At 51.4% G+C, this 18,147-nt stretch carries 11 protein-coding genes; 5 read left to right on the top strand and 6 right to left on the bottom strand.

The features are described from left to right. Window positions 1–55: 55 nt before the first annotated feature. Complete coding sequence (locus EZV72_RS05095) at window positions 56–634, bottom strand: protein tyrosine phosphatase family protein (protein ID WP_137166223.1); 579 nt, start codon at window positions 632–634, stop codon at window positions 56–58. Window positions 635–842: 208 nt separating this feature from the next. Between EZV72_RS05095 and EZV72_RS05090 the strand changes: the two genes are divergently transcribed. The 3 genes from EZV72_RS05090 to EZV72_RS05080 all read left to right on the top strand — a co-directional run bounded on the left by EZV72_RS05090 (window position 843) and on the right by EZV72_RS05080 (window position 3,486). Next, window positions 843–1,373, top strand: a complete 531-nt coding sequence (locus EZV72_RS05090; RefSeq protein WP_137166222.1) for a CC0125/CC1285 family lipoprotein — start codon at window positions 843–845, stop codon at window positions 1,371–1,373. A gap of 129 nt (window positions 1,374–1,502) precedes the next feature. Then, the gene (locus EZV72_RS05085; protein WP_137166221.1) at window positions 1,503–2,318 is read left to right on the top strand and encodes a DUF4437 domain-containing protein; all 816 of its coding nucleotides are present in this window, start codon (window positions 1,503–1,505) and stop codon (window positions 2,316–2,318) included. Between the two features lie 304 nt (window positions 2,319–2,622). Next, on the top strand, window positions 2,623–3,486 hold the full coding sequence (locus tag EZV72_RS05080) for a DMT family transporter (RefSeq protein ID WP_232364513.1): 864 nt from the start codon (window positions 2,623–2,625) through the stop codon (window positions 3,484–3,486). Window positions 3,487–3,557: 71 nt separating this feature from the next. Here the strand turns inward: EZV72_RS05080 and EZV72_RS05075 are convergent, their stop codons facing one another. The 5 genes from EZV72_RS05075 to EZV72_RS05055 form a co-directional block, all read right to left on the bottom strand. Beyond that, window positions 3,558–7,871 (bottom strand): alpha-1,6-glucosidase domain-containing protein, encoded by a 4,314-nt coding sequence (locus EZV72_RS05075; RefSeq protein WP_175405046.1) that lies wholly within the window; start codon window positions 7,869–7,871, stop codon window positions 3,558–3,560. 68 nt (window positions 7,872–7,939) lie between these two features. Beyond that, window positions 7,940–10,984: a TonB-dependent receptor gene (locus EZV72_RS05070; protein ID WP_408640829.1), complete on the bottom strand. Its 3,045-nt coding sequence runs from the start codon at window positions 10,982–10,984 to the stop codon at window positions 7,940–7,942. A 257-nt stretch (window positions 10,985–11,241) separates the two neighbouring features. Continuing rightward, window positions 11,242–13,515: a M12 family metallo-peptidase gene (locus EZV72_RS05065; RefSeq protein WP_175405045.1), complete on the bottom strand. Its 2,274-nt coding sequence runs from the start codon at window positions 13,513–13,515 to the stop codon at window positions 11,242–11,244. Between the two features lie 257 nt (window positions 13,516–13,772). Continuing rightward, complete coding sequence (locus EZV72_RS05060; protein WP_137166217.1) at window positions 13,773–15,173, bottom strand: sensor histidine kinase; 1,401 nt, start codon at window positions 15,171–15,173, stop codon at window positions 13,773–13,775. Then, window positions 15,170–15,847 (bottom strand): response regulator transcription factor, encoded by a 678-nt coding sequence (locus tag EZV72_RS05055; protein ID WP_137166216.1) that lies wholly within the window; start codon window positions 15,845–15,847, stop codon window positions 15,170–15,172. The genes EZV72_RS05060 and EZV72_RS05055 overlap by 4 nt, the downstream gene beginning before the upstream one ends. Before the next feature lie 245 nt (window positions 15,848–16,092). Between EZV72_RS05055 and EZV72_RS05050 the strand changes: the two genes are divergently transcribed. Together EZV72_RS05050 and EZV72_RS05045 are read left to right on the top strand one after the other, a co-directional pair. Continuing rightward, the gene (locus tag EZV72_RS05050; protein WP_137166215.1) at window positions 16,093–17,724 is read left to right on the top strand and encodes a phosphoethanolamine transferase; all 1,632 of its coding nucleotides are present in this window, start codon (window positions 16,093–16,095) and stop codon (window positions 17,722–17,724) included. Then, entirely contained in the window at window positions 17,714–18,085 is a 372-nt protein-coding gene (locus EZV72_RS05045) for a diacylglycerol kinase (RefSeq protein WP_137166214.1), read from the top strand. Before EZV72_RS05050 ends, EZV72_RS05045 begins: the two co-directional genes overlap by 11 nt. Window positions 18,086–18,147: the final 62 nt, after the last annotated feature.

Here is an 18,147-nt window from a genome sequence, read left to right as displayed (position 1 = left end):
GAATGTCGGGCCTTTTTGTTAATGGTTGAACCGTCAGCTCATTAGTTTAACAGGGTTAGTCTGCCTGTGGTGACGAAGCATACGCCTTTTTTACCTTTTCGATAAACGCCTGCCAGGTTTCATTGGGCTGCCAGGTAGTGGCTAAGTCCTGTCTGGCTACTGCATCAGCTTCACCTAATTGGGTGACCCGGTATAAATAGGTAAACACCGCGCCCCGCCAGTTTTTACGACAATGGGTAAGCACCCGTTCCCCCTGTCCCTGAGTTTGCTGCATAACCGCCACGTAGTCCTGAAAATTAGCCAGGGTGGGATTATCCCAGACTACCTGAATATTGTGATATTCCATTCCCAGGCCATGCACCAACTGCTGCTCAGCACGGCGATCACCAGGAATAAGATCAATTACCTGGTCAACGCCCATGGCTTTAAAGGCGGCAAAGTGCGCAGGGGCTGGCTGTCCGGCACTGATCATGGTCGGGCTGTTCACCTGATAATTTTCAATCGTGTCTATCGCCCCTGCCGCTTCGCCGGTGCCTGTCGCCTCACCGGTTTTACCCACCGCCAGACCCGCGTGACATATCAAAGCGGTGGCCATCATAAGTGCCTGTCCGTGTTTTTTTAATCCTGATGTCATCGTACTGTTGCCTTTAACTGTTGCGATAAGTGGATGCTTTTTATACCGCATTTACCGGCAACAGGGGGCACTAAATAGCCGGTAAGATGTATCAAAACATGAACCGCTTTTGTTCTGGCAAGGTAAAAATTAGCTAATACGTATTTATTCAGTGAAAAAGTGCGAGCGACAACGTAAATCCTATCGTCACCGCTGCACAGGAGCCTCCATGAAATTATGCATCCCTTTACTGGTAGCCGGCGTGCTGCTAACCGGCTGCGCCAGCCAGCCCGATTATCGCGAGGCTAAAAATGGTGGGTTTGGCTATAGCCAAAGCCAGCTTAGCGATACCCAGTATCGAATCCATTTCAAAGCCCGGGGCGATGACAAGGCCAAGGCGATGGACTATGCCATGTTAAGAGCTGCGGAAGTTACCCTTGAAGCCGGCTATCCGTGGTTTACGGTAAATCATCAGGAAACGCTGATCGATAAAGAGCAGGCTCAGACCAGTCCGGAATTCGGATTTAGCCAGCGTTATGCGCGGGTCACTGAGTGCGGGGCGATTTCGTGCCGCACGGCGTTGTATCCCACCGCACAATTGTCCAGTGGTATTTTTGTAGGCGGCACCCAGCAAAGTGAAATAGAAAGTGTGCTGCAAATTACCCTGGGGCGTGGCGAAAAGCCGGCTGACGGCAATAGCTTTGATGCCAGTCAGGTTCAGCAACACCTCCGACCACAACCGGAGCCTCAGTCAGATTAAGGCCAGCGTCAGCATAAACACAACGGGTTGGGGATTCTCAATTATCTATTGAAAGTGATTCACCGGCCAGGCTGGTTTTCGGGTCCGCGCTTTAGGATATGGTGACATCTTTACCCATTCAGAGGCACTATGAAACATTCTTTAATCTTTAGCTCACTGCTTGGTAGTTTAGTGGTAACAGGGGTCGCCAGGGCAGACAACGCCACAGTCACCACTGCTGATGATGTTGACTGGGGCTACCTGAATCCGGCCCGGGGTGATAAAAGTCCGGGCGCAGCTGATTTATGGGGCGATCGTACAAAAGATGTCGCTACCGGTATGCTGGTTAAGTTTAAAAAAGGATTTTCATCGCCACCGCATATTCACAACATTACTTACCGCGCTATTGTGATTGAAGGCCAGCTACATAACGATGATCCGAAAGCCAAAGAAATGTGGATGCCCGCCGGTTCATACTGGCAGCAACCAGCGGGCGAGTCTCATGTCACCGCTGCTGAAGGTCAGCAAAATATGGCGTATCTGGAGATCAATCACGGCCCGTATCTGGTTAAGCCCACAGATAAAGCGTTTGATAACGGTGAGCGCCCGATTAATATTGATGTGACCAATATGGCCTGGCAAACCAGTCAGACCAGCAAAGTGGTGGGTGATACTGATGCCAGGTACAGTGTTTTATGGGCAGAGCAGCATGCGGATAACCAGCGCTACACCGGAGCAATGCTAAACATTCCTGCCGGTAGCAAGCTGACGCTTAACACCCAGGCCCCTGAGTTTCGCGCTGTAGTGATTGGCGGTGCGCTGGATTATGCATTTAACAACGAAGATAAAGACCTGACACCGGGTAGCTATTTTAGCTCCAGGGATACCCATCAACATGTGTTTACTGCCACTCAGGATACACAGCTGTATATCCGCTCAAACGGTCAGTACCAACTGACCCAATAACCGGTCTTTCGTTCAGCGCGTGTATTGACGTGTTCATCTTTCTGCCCGGTTAAGCAGTTGAGTTTATCCCTTAACCGGGTACGATCCTTTCTAATTGCATACAGACTTTAGGTCTGCCTTCGCCTTTTTATAACTTGTAAGGTGTGAGTCATGGTGCCGCAGTGGCAGCCTGACAGTCTGCTTTTTCTGTGTATTTTTTCCCTGTCTGCAGGCCCGCTCTGGTGGCCTTTGTTTAATAACACCGGTTCTGGCTTTTCATTGTCGTAAGGAGACTCCCATTACAAAGCGTCCTGAACTCATTTTAGTGGCTACTGCACTGCTGGCTGCAGCTGGCTGGGTATTTTCAAAAGAAACGGTTAATGGCATGCCACCGTTTGGCTTTATCGGCATTCGCTTTGTGCTGGCGTCCACGTTACTGGCGTTATTTTGTTATAAAGATATTTTGCGCAGCGCACGTTCAGACTTAATCCGGGCAGCCGGTATCGGGCTGACGCTGGGTTTGTCGATTAATTGCTGGATTCACGGCATTGCGGTAAGCGACACATTAGGTGAAGGCGCCTTTATTATGAGTCTGTCGATGCTGATTGTACCATTGCTGGCCTGGCCGCTGTTTAAAGAAAAACCAGCCGGTATCTTCTGGCTGGCGCTGCCGGTGGCCATGACCGGACTGCTGTTTTTGTCCTACACGCCCGGGCAGCCCTGGCGGCTGTCGGTCAATCAAACCTGGTTTATGGCGGCAGCTATTTTACTGGCACTGTATTTTTCATTAAACGGCCGGTTGTCGCGCAAGGTAAAACCGTTGGTCCTTACCACCGTACAGTTATTTGTAACTGGCCTGGTAGGTTTACTGGCGTCGTTGCTCACCGAAACCTGGCCGGATCAGATCGGCGCGGATATCTGGGGCTGGTTTTTGCTTTCCACCGTACTTGCCACCAGCATTCGATATCTGCTGCAAACCACGGGACAAAAATACTGCTCGTCGTCAAATGCCGCGCTCATTATGTTGCTGGAGCCGGTATGGACAGTGGTGTTAAGTGTGATGGTATACGCCGAGACACTGTCGGCTTACAAACTTACCGGCAGCGGCCTGATTCTGCTGGCTCTGATTTTGTACCGCGCCGTGCCCGCGCTGCGCCGCCGTAAACAACCGGTACAGGCTGGGGTGTAATATGAACGGCGATAAGTAAAGAAAAACGCCCGGACAGTAACCTGCCCGGGCGTTTTTTAGTGTGACTGCAACTAGAGCGCTGTGACAGTCAGTGTTGGTGCAGTCCAGTTTGGCCCCTGTACGGAAAACTCGTACAATCCGGCTGGTACATCAATCAGCAGGTTATTGTTGCTGCTGCCCAGTGTTTTAGGCAGCCCCGGCAATACCTTGTTAGTCGCCGCCTCATTGGGGTTACCCAAATTCACCGTAGCCCAGTCTTCAGAGGCGACCTTAAATTCGGTGGCCCCTTCGCTAAGCTCTACCTGCAGGGTGTATAGTCCTTCGCCCTGATACGTAAACTGGTCTTCAGCACTCCAGCCATTCATCGCACCACGTAAAAAGACCTCGGTCTGACCAAAGAAGTCTTCTTTAAACACGCCCACCTGTGGGTTAGCTAAATCAGATACATCAAAGGCAAATACATAGCGGCCATTTTCAGTGATAGTGACCGACAGGTTGTCGTTAGTGGCGGCCACCGGCAGTACACTTCCCGGTACCAGCTGAGTGTCACTGTCTGCACTGCTCAGCGCACCAAAGTTTACCGTCGACCAGTCTTCTGATGCCACCTTAAAGCCATACGTGCCCGGCGCCAGATCCATGGCAACACGGTAAACCCGGCCATTACGATAGGTAAACGGCGCACTGGTGCCCCAATCGGTCATATCACCACGCAGGAAGACCTCCGTACCGGCATAAATGTCATCATTTTCTACCGTCAGTACCGGCGCGCTGACATCACTGGCATCCAGAATAAATCGCCATGTTGTCTGGCTAGCCGGTGTGAACACCAGATTATCACCACCGTTTAGCAGCAGCGGCTCATCTTCGGTCACCACACTGACATCACCGCCGCCCAGGTTAATGCTTTCCCAGTTTGCATCGGCCAGTTTAAACTCGTAAGTCACGCCCTGTTCAAGGGTCACCACGGTTGAATAAATGCCATCGCCGCGATAGGCCATCGGGTTAGCCGGCTCCCAGTTATTAAAGCTGCCGCGCACATACAAGGTGGTATCACCAAACGGGACCACATCCGGCGCTCCTGACGTTGCGTAGGCGGACAGCCCCGTTCCCTGACTGCCAGATTGCGGTTTGACAAATACCACAATACTCAGTGCAGGTACCGTAAACGTGCCGTTACCATCATCACCTTCGGTAAAAGTGGCACTGCTAATGGCTGCGTCCACCGAGTTCATGTGCTCGCTGTGCAGCATAAACCCGGTTGCGGTATTGACCGTCATTGAGGCTTCTTCGTAACCGGTGTTTACCAGTACCATCAATGCATCAGCGTTAGGGTCAAGATCCGTGCGTGGCTGTTCGTCCGTCCCCAGCCCATCGTCAAGACTCATGGCAATCAGACCTTTTTGCTGGCGCGCACCAATATTATGAAAGCCAACCCGGTCTATAATGTCCTGTGCTGTGGTCAGCCGGAACAGCGGGCTTTGGGTACGAATGCGCAGTAGTTCATTAAAGATTTGCGAGGCATACTCAATATCCGTCATGCTGACCTGACGGTCCGCATCATAAATAAACCGGCCCATTTCTTCCCAGCGGGCTTCGTTATCCTCAGCCAGTGGTAAGCCTACATTCCAGTTATTGGTATTGAAGGTAAAGTCCACATAGGTAAACCAGTCACCGGCATCATAGGTGTTGCGATCCATCGATTTTGAGCGCAGAAAGTCGCCGCCCAGTTGCAAAAACGGGATCCCCTGCGACATCAGCATCACGCCGCCTGCCACATTCTGGGCCCGTACCCGCTCGGCCAGCGTAATATCTGCCGGTAAGGTGTAGTTGAGCTGATCCCACAAGGTTTCGTTATCGTGCTTGGACACATAGTTGATAATGTCCGCCGGGTCTTCAGCATAGCCGCCCAGATTACTGGTGGCACCGGCCGAACCGGTAGAGGTTTCCAGAATGAAGTCTTTGAGCGTACCCGCCATGCCCATCTTCAGCTTGTCCTGATCGCTTAGCAGCGCATCTGATTCAGGATTAAAAATATTACCCTGACGCACAGCTTCGCGAATCCGGTCGTTGAATGTGCCGATTTGCGTGCCGGACATATTCTGCTGGACGGCCATTTCAAATCCGCGGTCAATGCGCGGCCAGCCTTCGCCATAGAAGTAGTTATCTTCATCAATTGCCTGAACCGCCTCGCGCAGACGCAGCATCATATCTTTTGAGCCCTGACTCATAATGTCAAAGCGAAACGAATCATATTTATAATGCTCGGTCCAGGTCAGCAGCGAGTCGTGAATCAGCTTTTCCATCATTACATTGCGTGGCTCAGTGTCTTCACAGCAGGTTTCCTGCACAATAACGCCGGTATCCACTTCATAGCGGTGGTAATAACCCGGTACGGCTTTGTCCAGTACTGAGTTAGCAAACACGCCGGATGAGGCTGTATGGTTGTACACCACATCCAGTGCCACCCGCAGGCCCATTTCGTGCAATGCCTGAATCATGGCACGCATTTCCTTAATCCGGGCAATACCTTCCGGGTCACTGGCATAGCTGCCTTCCGGCGTGGTGTAATGATGCGGATCATAGCCCCAGTTAAACTGATCAACACGACGCATATCCTGCACCAGCGCCTGTGCTTTCACCGCTTCCTGAAGGGGATCATAGCTATTAAAAACATCCAGTAGTACCGCATCCGGTGACTCCTGCGTACAAACCTGAGCATCCCGGTTGAGCTGACATAACTTACCCACCGTGTCATACAGATTCACGGTTTTGCTGGTATCTTCCTCAATGGTGGCAATATCCGCTGCCGGCATCACATGGAAGTAATTCAGCCCAGCCTCTACCAGTGTTTGCAGATGACGTACCGGGTTACTGTTGGCCTCGGTAAAGGCCAGGTATTTGCCGCGGTTCTGTTCACTGACCGACTCATCCAGCGCACTGAACTCACGAATATGGCCTTCGTAGATCACCGCATCTTCAGGGTTATTTACCACCGGAATAGTGTGACTGTCCCAGCCGTCTGGTTTTAAGTCTTCATCTGCCAGGTTAATAAAGCGGGAAAAACGCCCGTTGGTGCTCACCGAATGCGAGTACGGGTCGGTCAGCAGCAAGGTTTCAATCACTTCTGTATTAGGGTGATATACCACCACTTCGTAACGATACAGAGCGCGGTCCAGCGCAGTGTCGCCGTCAAACCGCCAGACACCGGTGTTATCATCCCGGCTCATTGTTTCGCGACGGTTAAGGGTTTTGTCCTCATTATAAATCAGCAGTGACACCGCCTGTGCGGTGGGCGCCCACAGGGCAGCGCTGATACCACTGTCGGTATACAGTGCTCCCAGCTGCGCTTCATCGGCATCGTTCTCGCCCTGGGTGTATAGTGCATCAAGTACCAGTGGCGGCTGAATACCGGTGGCGGCAACCAGCTTATCCTCAGCATTGTAACCTGCCAGTACTACCTGGGTAGTCAGTACGGTTTTGGCTTCCGCGTCTTCCCAGTTGCCCTGCCACGCCGCCAGACTCGCCAGATGCGGGGCCCGGTCACTTTGCTCCTGACTCAGTGTGGCGCTCATCAGCTCCAGGGTATCGCCGTTCAGGCCCTCTTCCAGGGTGGCTTTAAGGCCGGCACTGGCCGAATAGTGCAATTTGACATAACTGACTTCTTCCGGTGCGTTCCACAACAAGGTAGTGGCATCCAGCCAGTGCGCCGCACGGCCTTCAATGGCCACAGGCTGCTCGCCCAGCGACAACAGCGGATATTCAAAGATACGCGCCTCACCAGAGAGGGTGAAGTTCATGCGGGTGAAGCGTTCATCATCCTGAATCAGCGAGCCTTTAAAGTCACCGCCGCCCAGCTCTTTACCGTCGGCGTCAGTACCGATGTGAATAATAAAGTTATGACAGCTGCCGTAATCCGGTTTTAAGTCCAAAATCCAGTACGCCCCGTAATTCGGATCAATACCGTCATGCACCCGCCCGTTGGCCCAGTCGGTATCCGCATCAGCGTAGGCATCGCATTCCTCGTTATTCCAGGTATGCAAACGCCAGCCTTCATACGCCGGGTCACTGGGTGAGTTATCCGCATCCACATCGGCCCGGTTGTAGTACAATACCGCCTGATTTTCGGCGGGGAAAAAGACGGGATCGGCCAGCGACGGATCAGCGCCATTAACGCACTCATCATTGGCTTCATTAGGCACCAGCGGCGCCTCACATTCTATCGGTGGCGGGGGTTCGCAGGCAGTCCCCGCCGCGTTGGGCACATTGGGTACATCACAGGTAAGAAGATCATTACTGCCCGACTCGACATCCGAGCCACCGCAGCCGGTAAGGGTTAGTGCACAGAGTATCAGCAGCAGGCTGCCTACCCGGTTCCAGGTCATCATAGTGTATTCCTTTAAATCTGGAGTTACCGCCACCGGCTTCAGCCGGTGGTTATCAGGGAAAAATGTGTTCATAGCTGATATGTCATCCCCAGGTAGTACTGGGTACCAAAGAACTGAATCGTTCCGGTTTGTTCTGGTGATGAGAAATAGCTCTTGGTGGGCTCATCGGTCAGGTTGTTCACCTGAAACAATACGCTCCAGTTGTCGTTAATCTCATAAGCCGCCTGATAATCCACCACCAGCTCTGAGGCAAAGTTGACGGTCTGATCATTCACTGCCACCTGCTGCGACACAAACTGGTCCCGGTAACGGCCGGATAACCGGGTTTCAAAGCCCTCGTATTCCCAGAATACGGTGACGGTAGCCACATTTTCCGATAATCCGGGCAAACGGCTGGAATAAACCCCGTCGCTCAGGGTGCGCTGAATTTCACTTTCAGTGAATGAGTAGCTGGCTGATAAGCCCAGACCGCTGAGCATGCCCGGCAGCATGTCATAAATCTGGGTGTAGGCCACTTCAACCCCGCGAATATAGCCACCTTCGGCATTATTGATGGCGGTTTCATACTGACCGTTTTGGGTCGGTACCGTGACGAAGACCGGTGAGCCGTTACCGTCAAGCACCAGCTCCGGCTCCTGTCCCGTGAACTCAGGCTCCAGAAACACCGGGACATCCACCGAGTCAGGGACTACAAACCCATTGCCTTCAAAGTCGTACGGTTCAATCGCGATATTTTCGATAAACGAGTCGATGTTTTTGTAGAAGCCGGCCAGTACCAGTGCCCCTTCCGACTCATCAAAATACCATTCCCAGGAAATGTCATACTGGGTAGCGTAAAACGGCTCCAGATACGGACTATTACGGGCTGAGCCATTTACTTCGGCAAATTCCTTGGACAAGGTAATTTCACCGGAGTCCCGGTCCTGGAATGCAGTAATCTCTTCTACTGTGGTTGAGGCATTGGCGGCAAACCGGTTAATCGGTGCCCGGCCCATCACTTTAGCTGCTGCCATACGAAGTTGTGTATTGTCAGTCAGCTTAAAGTTCAGATTTATCGATGGCAGCACATCGGTGTATTCGTGGGTCAGAACAGCCGGGCGATAAAAATTGTTAATCAGTCCCGCCTCGTCGGTAATATTCTGCGCCCCGGCGGTGGGATCGCTGATTTCCACTGAGGTATTGGTCAGCGGATCAGTCACCAATTGTGTGGCACGCTGCAAGGTCGTCGAGCTTTGTTTGGTGCGCACATAGCGAACGCCCACATTACCGGTCACCGGTATATCGGCGATTTCAGTATTGATATTGGCCATCAGATACGCAGCATTGACCGTTTCAAACACGGTGCCGCTTTCCTGTACCGACCAGGCAGTATTCGGCCCGGTGCCAGGACCATTAATAACCCCCTCTGCACCCGGCCCCCAGGTTTGCACCGGCTGAGGAATACCTTCAGGGAACCAGGCTCCCAGCGCCTGATTCAAATCGATGGATAAATAACTGGGGAAGTAACTGAATTCGCTGGCCCAGTCAACCTGCTCAACCATGTCACTGGTTAGTCTGAGAGGCGGCTCACTGACCGAAAACGCCCCATCGTTACCATACTCAAATACCGAGCGTTGATTGGTGTATTCCCGGTCAGAATAGCGGTAACCAAATTCAAGCCCGGACAGAACCGGCATATCCAGATAATACTGAAAATCAGCCCGGTAAGCGTCCAGCTCATCTTCGTTGTAGTACGGATAAATCCCGTATTTACTGACCATAACCCGGTCAATATCGGTAAATGCATCAGCCTGGTTAAACGCTACATCAGGCAGATTCTCCCCGTTGAGCTGGTAAGCAATCTGCACATTTTCGTCAATCACCGGATTGGCCACCGTGGCATCTTCTCCCACCAGCGACCAGAGCAGACCATTTCGGAAATCGCTTTGCGCCTGAGAGCGTGAAATATCGAACTGGGCCGACAAATCATCTGTAATACGCCAGTCCGCCTTCACACCAAAGCTGGCGATTTCATCAAAGTCCTGATTATCATCGTTGACCAGTTCAACCCGGGTAAAGCTGTTATCGTTGCGGGTAAATGTACCGCCTATCACGTTGTTATTGACAATAACAGGGTTGGTAATGCCAACCTGGTTACCGCCCAGCTGCACCCGAAAGCCCCGGGCAAAGGCTTCTGAATCAAAGCGCGAATAAAACGCATCGGCTTTGAGGGTAAAGTTATCCAGCGGCGCCCATTCAATAGCGGCAACATAGCCGTCCCGGGTTTCCTCGCCGCCCTTGTGCTGCATTTCAAAGCCGGAGGAGATCAGCTCACATTCCGGACAGTCGCCGCTTAAGTCAGTATCGTCAGGCAATCCATCCACATCGGCCTGCTGATCATAGGCAAAACCCACAAACTGACTGGACACACTGGGCTGAAAAAGCCGGGCAAAACCTAATGACGCGCCCAGCGTGTCATCCAGAAATTTCCCCTGCCAGGAAAAACTCACCCGATGGCCAAATTCAGTGGCATCAGACACCTCATCGGCCCGGTCGTTGTACATGCCGCGTACATTGGCTGAGAATTTGTATTTTTCGTCGATGGCCAGCGGGCTGGCAGTTTGCAGCTCGACGGTACCGGCCACCCCACCCTCAATCAGCGAGGCCTTTGGCGACTTGTAGACCGCCGCTGAGGTGATCAGTTCTGACGGATACTGATCAAACTCAATAGAGCGGCTGCCGCTGGTCGACACCTGCTCTCGGCCATTTAGCGTAGAAAAGACAAAATCCCCGGACAAACCGCGAATATTAATCTCGGCCGCCTGTCCTCCGGTTCTGACCGCAGAGATGCCAGGCAACCGGGTCAGCGCGTCGGCCATCGATACATCCGGCAGCCCGCCCAGATCATCAGCTGAGATCTGTTCAGACACTGTATCGCCAAAGCGTTTCTGGTTCAGGGATTTAATCAGGCTGGTACTAAAGCCTTTGACCTCAATGACCTCTACTTCATCAATATCATCACTGGCTGCAGGGGTGTCGGGCTGTTGCTGCGCGCTGGCTTCAAGACTCGCCAGGGACAGACCACCGGCAAGCAATGCAACACAAATCGCATTGGGTTTAAAGTGCATGTTCATGGTTTCCCAATCCTTACTTATTGGGATATCGCTGCCACATCCGGCGCGATAGCCGCTTTTTTTTCCAGCGAAAATAGTACCCATCTGAGCAAAAAAAGCGCAACGCCATGCATACGTATTCATTACATCTTATTTACTTACAAGATACAAAGGTGACAATTTTAATGTGACTGCTGTTATTAATGTGAGGCATAAAAAAAGCCACCTGAAAGAGCTTCAGGTGGCTTTTGTGTTATCAGCTAACAGGTGTAGCTACTTTATAGCGTACGCACACAGACCGCATGGCGAATAGCGCTGCGCTCATTTGAACGGGCTATCGAGTAAGCCTGTTGCGGGGTGACCTGTAAAATCTGACTAGCGCCGCCAGACTGCACAGAGGCAGACCAGAAGAAGCGGTTTAGCCCGGACACACTCAAATCAAGCGGCGGTGTGCCGTTAACAAATGCCGCTTCTAATTCTTCGCGGCTGGCAATGCGCCAGTCAGACGCCCCGTTGTCAGTTTTGGCATCGCAATAGGCAATCGCTTCAAACAGATTCATCCGCGGATAATCGGACTCTTCCAGCCATTCGAGCGTGGCTGCGGCATCAAACGGCTGATTTATGCCAATGGCTTCTATCTCAATCTGCTGGCTAACGCCATCATTACCGGTCAGGCGCAGAGCCGTAAAGCCTGGCGTGGCTGAAGTTCTGGCTACGGTAACCGAACAGCTGTCACCGGCGTTGAGCGTAGCATTGTTACAGTCAGACGCTGTGATACTAAAGTGATCAGGATTAAAACCATTCAGGGCGGTGTTCAGTCCTGATACTGCGTTGTCTGTATTATTGGTAAAGCTTACTGTCACCGACTCAGACGCCGACGCGCCGGGGAGCACCGCCAGGTTTACCGAAGGCATAACCCGCGGTACGCTCACTGATAGATTCGCCGTCAGGTTCGCTCCGCTGCCCTGCGTGCCGGTAACTTCAATGGCTATATCACGAAATTCATCGGTGTAGCCTTCGGTACCGCCCAGGTTGGCATCACCGGTGCGGGTTAAAAATACCGCTTCGGTCAGTGCCGCACTGGCTTCGGTACTGCTGCGGGTATGGGGAACAGAAATCATCACCTGATAATCATCTTCTATACCCAGCGTGCTGAACAGACTGCGATCCAGGCCCTGAGTCGTTTTCAACTCGGCTGTGATATACAGGGTATTGCCGTTACTGTCGCTGGCATAAGGTACACGCACCAGCTGAACACCGCCGTCAGGTAATGAAGACTGGCTCAGCGTGACCGAGGTATTACTGGTCACTGTGGCCACCTGCTCGCTGGTCAGCCAGCCGGCCCGCTCACGCATCACGGCACTGTACAGGGCATTATGCTCATCCACACTACCCATTGGCAGCGGGCTGTCTGCCGCCACACCAGCCGGGCAATCACTGCTGCTACGATACGACAGCGTTTCAGTGGGTACTGTTGAGCAGGCAATACGATCGGTATGCCGCATCCCAAAAGTATGCCCCAGTTCATGAATCAGCGTGGCTTTGCTAACGCACTGACTACCGTTATGCGTCACATAGTGCTCCCAGCCATCCTGGGTAATGGTGCCTAGCGAGGCATAGCACACATATGGCTGATTTGGTGTGTCGTTAATCACTGTAATCAAGCGATCGTAGCTGGTGAAATCGGCCACGGTGTCGCTGATATGTTGATAGATTTCCAGGCGCTGCGCTTCACTGATTTGTACTGTGGCATCAACCAGTCCTTCTGCTGAGGTCGGCGCGTCATTATTGTTGGTCGCGGTCAGCTCGTACTGATCCAGAATGGCTGGCTCCAGCCAGCTTTCCCCTTCAGAGCCGTCCACCACATACCGGTTAATCGCATTTCGCTGGGTAATAAACATAGCCTGCAATTGCTGGGTGCTGAAACCATCCAGCGCACTGCGTCCGGCAAAGCCGACCGGCAGCACCAGTGTTTTCTGTGCCCCCAGATTACTGCGCGAGCTGGTATCTGGCTGGGCAGTAAAGCTGGCGGTAATGTCACACGCGCTTTGTGCAGTAAATGAATAAATATTACCTTTGAGACTACCATCACAGCCGCTGATATCATCCAGCATGGATGTAGCACCGGGCACAACCGTCACAAACGCCTGGTCGCCGGCCGCCAGCGTCTGACTGGCCGGATAAATTTGACCGCCCTCTCCGGCAGATGTGGTCACGCTGATATCGGAGACAGCCGGTTCTGCTTCTTCAAAGCTGGCATTCACCGTACAGTCAGCGGTAATTGCGCCGGTGGTAAAAGTATTACCCGATAATTCGCCGCTACAGCCAGAGGCCGACGCCAGTTCAAAACCGTCATCCGCGGTGAGGGTTATGGCCAGTGTATTGCCTTCGGTGACGGCTTGCGTACCCGGAGAGGCACTGCCCCCGTTCGATGTCGTTACCGTTACCGTAAAGCGGCTATCCTGAGGTTCGCTGTTGTCATCTGAGCCACCGCCCCCGCCACAAGCCGCCAGCGCCAGGCTTAGCGACACGCATACAAGTGTTTTTTTCATGTACATTCCAACAAAGTTTGAGTCTTATTTTTGCCCGGCCAGCGCAATGAAGGACTTGCATGTAACAGCTTGCAGAAAGTGTGAGGTGAAGCACAGCAAAAATGTGCCTGCAGTCCACTAGCAACGCAACATGGCGGATAGTTAATAAACAGGTACTGCAGATAAATAGATCATACGAAATGAAAATATTGTCACACTTTTGACGGGCTAAAATACAGGTTGATGATTTAGTGCTAAAAATAAAAAACCGGGCGTGATCAGCCGGACGCACTATTGGGTAAAGTAATGGTGAACCGGATGTCCATTTGATGCACGGTGACAGACACTGTTCCGCCCAGGGCTTTGGTCAGTACATCCACAATTGATAGCCCCAGGCCAAAATTCTCAGCCGATGTGCGCGAGGCATCTTTTTGCCATAAGGGATTAAACATATTCTTAATATCGTCATGACTCAGTGATTCGCTCAGCATATTGGTTATAACAACTTGTGTATTTTTCTTTGCGTTATGACGTATATCAGCCTGTACAGATGACCCCTCGGGACTATGTTTAAGCGCATTTCTTAGCAGGTTGCTAAGAATAGTTTCAAATGCAAAGAGGTTGCTGGTTATGGCCGTTTTGTGCACCACCGAGTCGGTTGGCAGCACCCGAATCCGACGCTTATCCAGTTGACTGGCTAACCGCGTTAATACCCCTTCCGGCTCAAAGCATTCAGAGCATTTCAATGGCTGGTTGCTGTACTTATGAATCAGCATCAGATTTGCAATAACGCTGCTCATCCGGTTAGCAATGCGCAATACTTCGGGCTTAAAATCCGGCTCGAGCTCGGGGTCATCAGGAAACCGGATAGCCATCTCTGCCAGATTTTTAAGCTCCGTGACCGGGGTCTTCAGTTCATGCGCTATATCAGAAGTGAGTCGGCGTTCCCTTTCAAATAGCGAGTAGTTTTGGAAAATAAAGTGGTTAACCCCGTCTATTACCGGATTCAGCTCTTCCACTGATGCTGGCAGCGCGGTATCTGACTGTCGGGCTGAAAACCGGATCTTGCGCAAATTCGCGTTCAGGCTTTCCAGCGGCGATAATGCAAAAGCCACGGTATTTTTAACAGTAAACCGGACGATAAGCGGAATAATGATCAGCGCCAGCAAAAAGGCCACATCGATAAACCACAGGTAATAATTCACGTTTTCTGTTGAATCGGCGTAAGCCAGCAGCACCCGCTGACCGTCAACATCAAACTGACTGTAAACAGCTTTGCCGCTACGCCCGTCTGGAAGGGTGAGTGTACTGATGATGGTATCGTTGTTGATAGCAGGACGATACGGCAGCGTTTTGGCAGAATACAAATCCAGTGTGGCTGATTTTGCCAGTATGTCCGGCTTGCCACCATGCTTCTGCATTATCCAGACTTGAAAATACTCCGGCGATGCCGCTCCTTCAAACTCAGGTAAAAAATCACTGGAATAAAAAAAACGCAGTGCTCCCTCATCAGATTTAACCAGTGTTTTCAGCAGGCCGGTTTTATCCTTCATGGCATGCTCAAACTCTGCTTCAATCCAGGTATCCACCGCAATATCGGCTGCCAGCAACACCGTAATAACCAGCAACGTGATGGCCACCGATAAACGGCGGGACAAGGTGCGCTGTATCGACCTCATGATACTGCATTTACCGTATAACCAAAGCCCCGCTTGTTTGTTACCGGCAGCTCTGCTCCCATTTTACGGACCTTGCGCCGAATCGTTGATAAGTGGGCTTCAATGGCATTTTTTGAAATACTGTCGTAACTGCCGGTGATGTATTCACTCAGTTTTTCACTGGTAACAATACGGTTTTTGTTGCTGAACAGGCATTCAACAATTCGGTATTCATTGGGAGTCAGCACGACCGGTTGCTGGTCATAGCTTAAGTGTTTACTTTGTAAATCCAGCTCAAATTTTTCTACGCAAATCACATCACGGTAGTATTGCGGCTCCCCCCGGCGCATCAGGTTTATCAGCCGTGCACAAAGTTCATCAAAGGCAAACGGCTTGGAAAGATAGTCATCCGCACCAGCCAAGATGCCCGAGGTACGCTCTTCTGGCTCTGAGCGGGCAGACAGGATCAGAACCCTTACCGCCATGTTTCGTTTGCGCAGGGTTTTGAGAATAGTCATACCGTCTACTTCGGGCAGCATAAGATCTAAAATCAGGATGTCATACTCACCCATCAGTGCCATGCTCAGTCCTTCTGCACCATCAGCAGCAATATCTACTGAATAACCTGTTTTTCTCAGGCCCAGCCCAAGGGATTTACGCAATGACTCTGAATCTTCTATAAACAGTATACGCATGCACGTTCAGCCAAAAACACTTTACTGACACTAAGCGTATCACCAAAGGCTTAAGAAATGCTTAAGCCTTACGGGCAACAACAATAAATAGTGCGGCTAGAATATAAAATATGCCGGCAAGTCATACTGATACCGGCCAGATAATATAACAATAAAACCCTTAGGCGTTTCTTAAGCGCCGGCTCAGGTTGTCTTCAGGGTTGCGCTGCATACTTCATGCACTTTACTGAATAACAGGTGTGTGCATGCGATTCCCATTTCGCTTGACGTTAAGTGCGGCTCAGGTGCTGCTGATGGCCTCACTGGTCGTGGCGGTTATTTTTAATATTCCTTTTCTGGAGCAGGTTTATCAGGCCGTTGGTCCGAATGATATTCATAGCTGGTTGTTTATTCTGACAGTTCCTGTGGTACTGACCAGCCTGACAGTGATCTTCCTGACCATTAGCGGAGCCCTGTTTTTTCCCCGGCTGATTATCAGTCTGACAATTATTATCAGCGCACTGCTGCTCTATGCCACGCTGGTTTACGGTATTATTTATGACCGCAGCATGATTCAGAATGTCCTTGAGACCAATTCTGGTGAAGCCTTTTCCTATTTCAATCTGAGTTTTTTATGCTTTTTAGTTGTGCTGGGCGTGATACCGGTTTTTGCATTAAGTAATCAGCAGATCAAAGGGCGCTTAACCCAACGTACCCGCCAGGTACTTAAAGTCAACGCACTGGCTGTTGCCAGCATTGTACTGGTTGCCGCCGGCTTTTATCAGGATTACGCCGCGGTGGGTCGTAATAACCATACACTCACCAAATATATCATTCCGTATGCATTTTACGATTCAGGCTATAAATACCTTCGTGACAGTTACTTTTACCCGCCCCTTGCCTTTCGGGTACTGGATAAAAAGCCTATTTCCGGCCACCGGTCAGGTGCGCCCTACAAAACAACGGTGATGGTGGTCGGGGAAACCGCCCGGGCCGATAACTTCAGCTTAAACGGGTACCCCAGATCCACTAACCCGTTGCTGTCAGCGCGCAGTGATATTGTGAGCTTCCGGCAGGTTGTATCATGTGGCACTGCGACCGCAGTTTCCGTGCCCTGTATGTTCTCGCGACTCGCCCACGAAGACTATGACAGCCGTATCGCCGAGAGTCAGGACAATGTTCTGGATATTATTCTTCGGGCTGGCAGTGAGGTTACCTGGATTGATAATAACAGTAGCTGTAAAGGCGTATGCCAACGTATCAACACCATTGATTTTGATCCCGCCCGCGATCCTAAGTGGTGTGACGGGGATTACTGTCTGGATGATATATTACTGGATGAACTGCGCGCCGAACTCGCCCGGCCAGCTACCTCAGACCGCCTGATAGTATTGCATATGATAGGCTCTCACGGGCCTACCTATTATCGTCGCTACCCTTCTCAGTACCGAACCTTTACGCCAGACTGTCCGCGCAGTGACATCCAGAACTGTAGTCATGAGCAACTGATCAACACATATGACAACACCCTGGTATACACCGACCATATTCTAAGCGGTGTTATCAGTCAGCTTGAAACTTTGCCTGATGCCAGCATGCTGTATCTGTCTGATCATGGTGAATCACTAGGGGAAAAAGGTCTGTATTTGCATGGTTTTCCGTATGCGGTAGCCCCTGCTGAACAAACCCATGTGCCCATGATTTACTGGGACTCACGATTAGCGCAGGGCCGCTACAAAGCTTGTGTGGAAAGTGTCAGTACTCAGCCATGGTCACAGGATAACCTCTACGACACCCTGTTAGGCCTGACTCTGACTCACAGCAGCACCTATGATACCGATAGCGATATCTTTAGCCGCTGCCAGGCTTTTAGCAAAGGAGGTGAGCATGCAGTTTGATAAACATAACAAGCCCATTGGCGCGCGTCGTCTGTACCTTGCCAGCCAGCATTCCTTGAGAGCTTTAAAATGGCTTGTCCTGCACGAGGCTGCATTCAGACAAGAGCTTATATTGCTGGGGGCAACCGGGTTGCTGATTCTGTTCAGTGACCTTTCACCGGCAAAAAACGCTGCCCTGCTGACGTCTGTTTTACTGGTTATGCTTACTGAAATCATTAATACCGGGATTGAAGCGACCATTGACCGTATCAGCCTGGATCTACATCCATTATCTGGGCTGGCCAAAGATTTAGGCTCAGCAGCAGTCAGCGTTGCCATGCTCATAGCAGTGGTAATCTGGCTCGCCGTATGGCTGAGTTGAGCTACCGCCAGGTGACTAAGGCAACAAAATGAGACCACCTTCACAAGACCGACAAACAACCT

It is taken from the genome of Salinimonas lutimaris (assembly GCF_005222225.1).
GTDB classification, from domain to species: Bacteria; Pseudomonadota; Gammaproteobacteria; order Enterobacterales; family Alteromonadaceae; genus Alteromonas; species Alteromonas lutimaris.
The sequence above is the reverse complement of the archived record's forward strand: the minus strand, read 5'-3'. Positions and strand labels throughout refer to the sequence as shown.

Excerpts from the sequence above, each read along its gene's own strand:
- EZV72_RS05050 (WP_137166215.1), top strand. The coding sequence starts at position 16,093 with ATGCGATTCCCATTTCGCTTGACGTTAAGTGCGGCTCAGGTGCTGCTG.
- EZV72_RS05090 (WP_137166222.1), top strand. The coding sequence starts at position 843 with ATGAAATTATGCATCCCTTTACTGGTAGCCGGCGTGCTGCTAACCGGC.
- EZV72_RS05085 (WP_137166221.1), top strand. The coding sequence starts at position 1,503 with ATGAAACATTCTTTAATCTTTAGCTCACTGCTTGGTAGTTTAGTGGTA.
- EZV72_RS05045 (WP_137166214.1), top strand. The coding sequence starts at position 17,714 with ATGCAGTTTGATAAACATAACAAGCCCATTGGCGCGCGTCGTCTGTAC.
- EZV72_RS05070 (WP_408640829.1), bottom strand. The coding sequence starts at position 10,984 with ATGAACATGCACTTTAAACCCAATGCGATTTGTGTTGCATTGCTTGCC.
- EZV72_RS05075 (WP_175405046.1), bottom strand. The coding sequence starts at position 7,871 with ATGATGACCTGGAACCGGGTAGGCAGCCTGCTGCTGATACTCTGTGCA.
- EZV72_RS05065 (WP_175405045.1), bottom strand. The coding sequence starts at position 13,515 with ATGAAAAAAACACTTGTATGCGTGTCGCTAAGCCTGGCGCTGGCGGCT.
- EZV72_RS05060 (WP_137166217.1), bottom strand. The coding sequence starts at position 15,173 with ATGAGGTCGATACAGCGCACCTTGTCCCGCCGTTTATCGGTGGCCATC.
- EZV72_RS05095 (WP_137166223.1), bottom strand. The coding sequence starts at position 634 with ATGACATCAGGATTAAAAAAACACGGACAGGCACTTATGATGGCCACC.
- EZV72_RS05055 (WP_137166216.1), bottom strand. The coding sequence starts at position 15,847 with ATGCGTATACTGTTTATAGAAGATTCAGAGTCATTGCGTAAATCCCTT.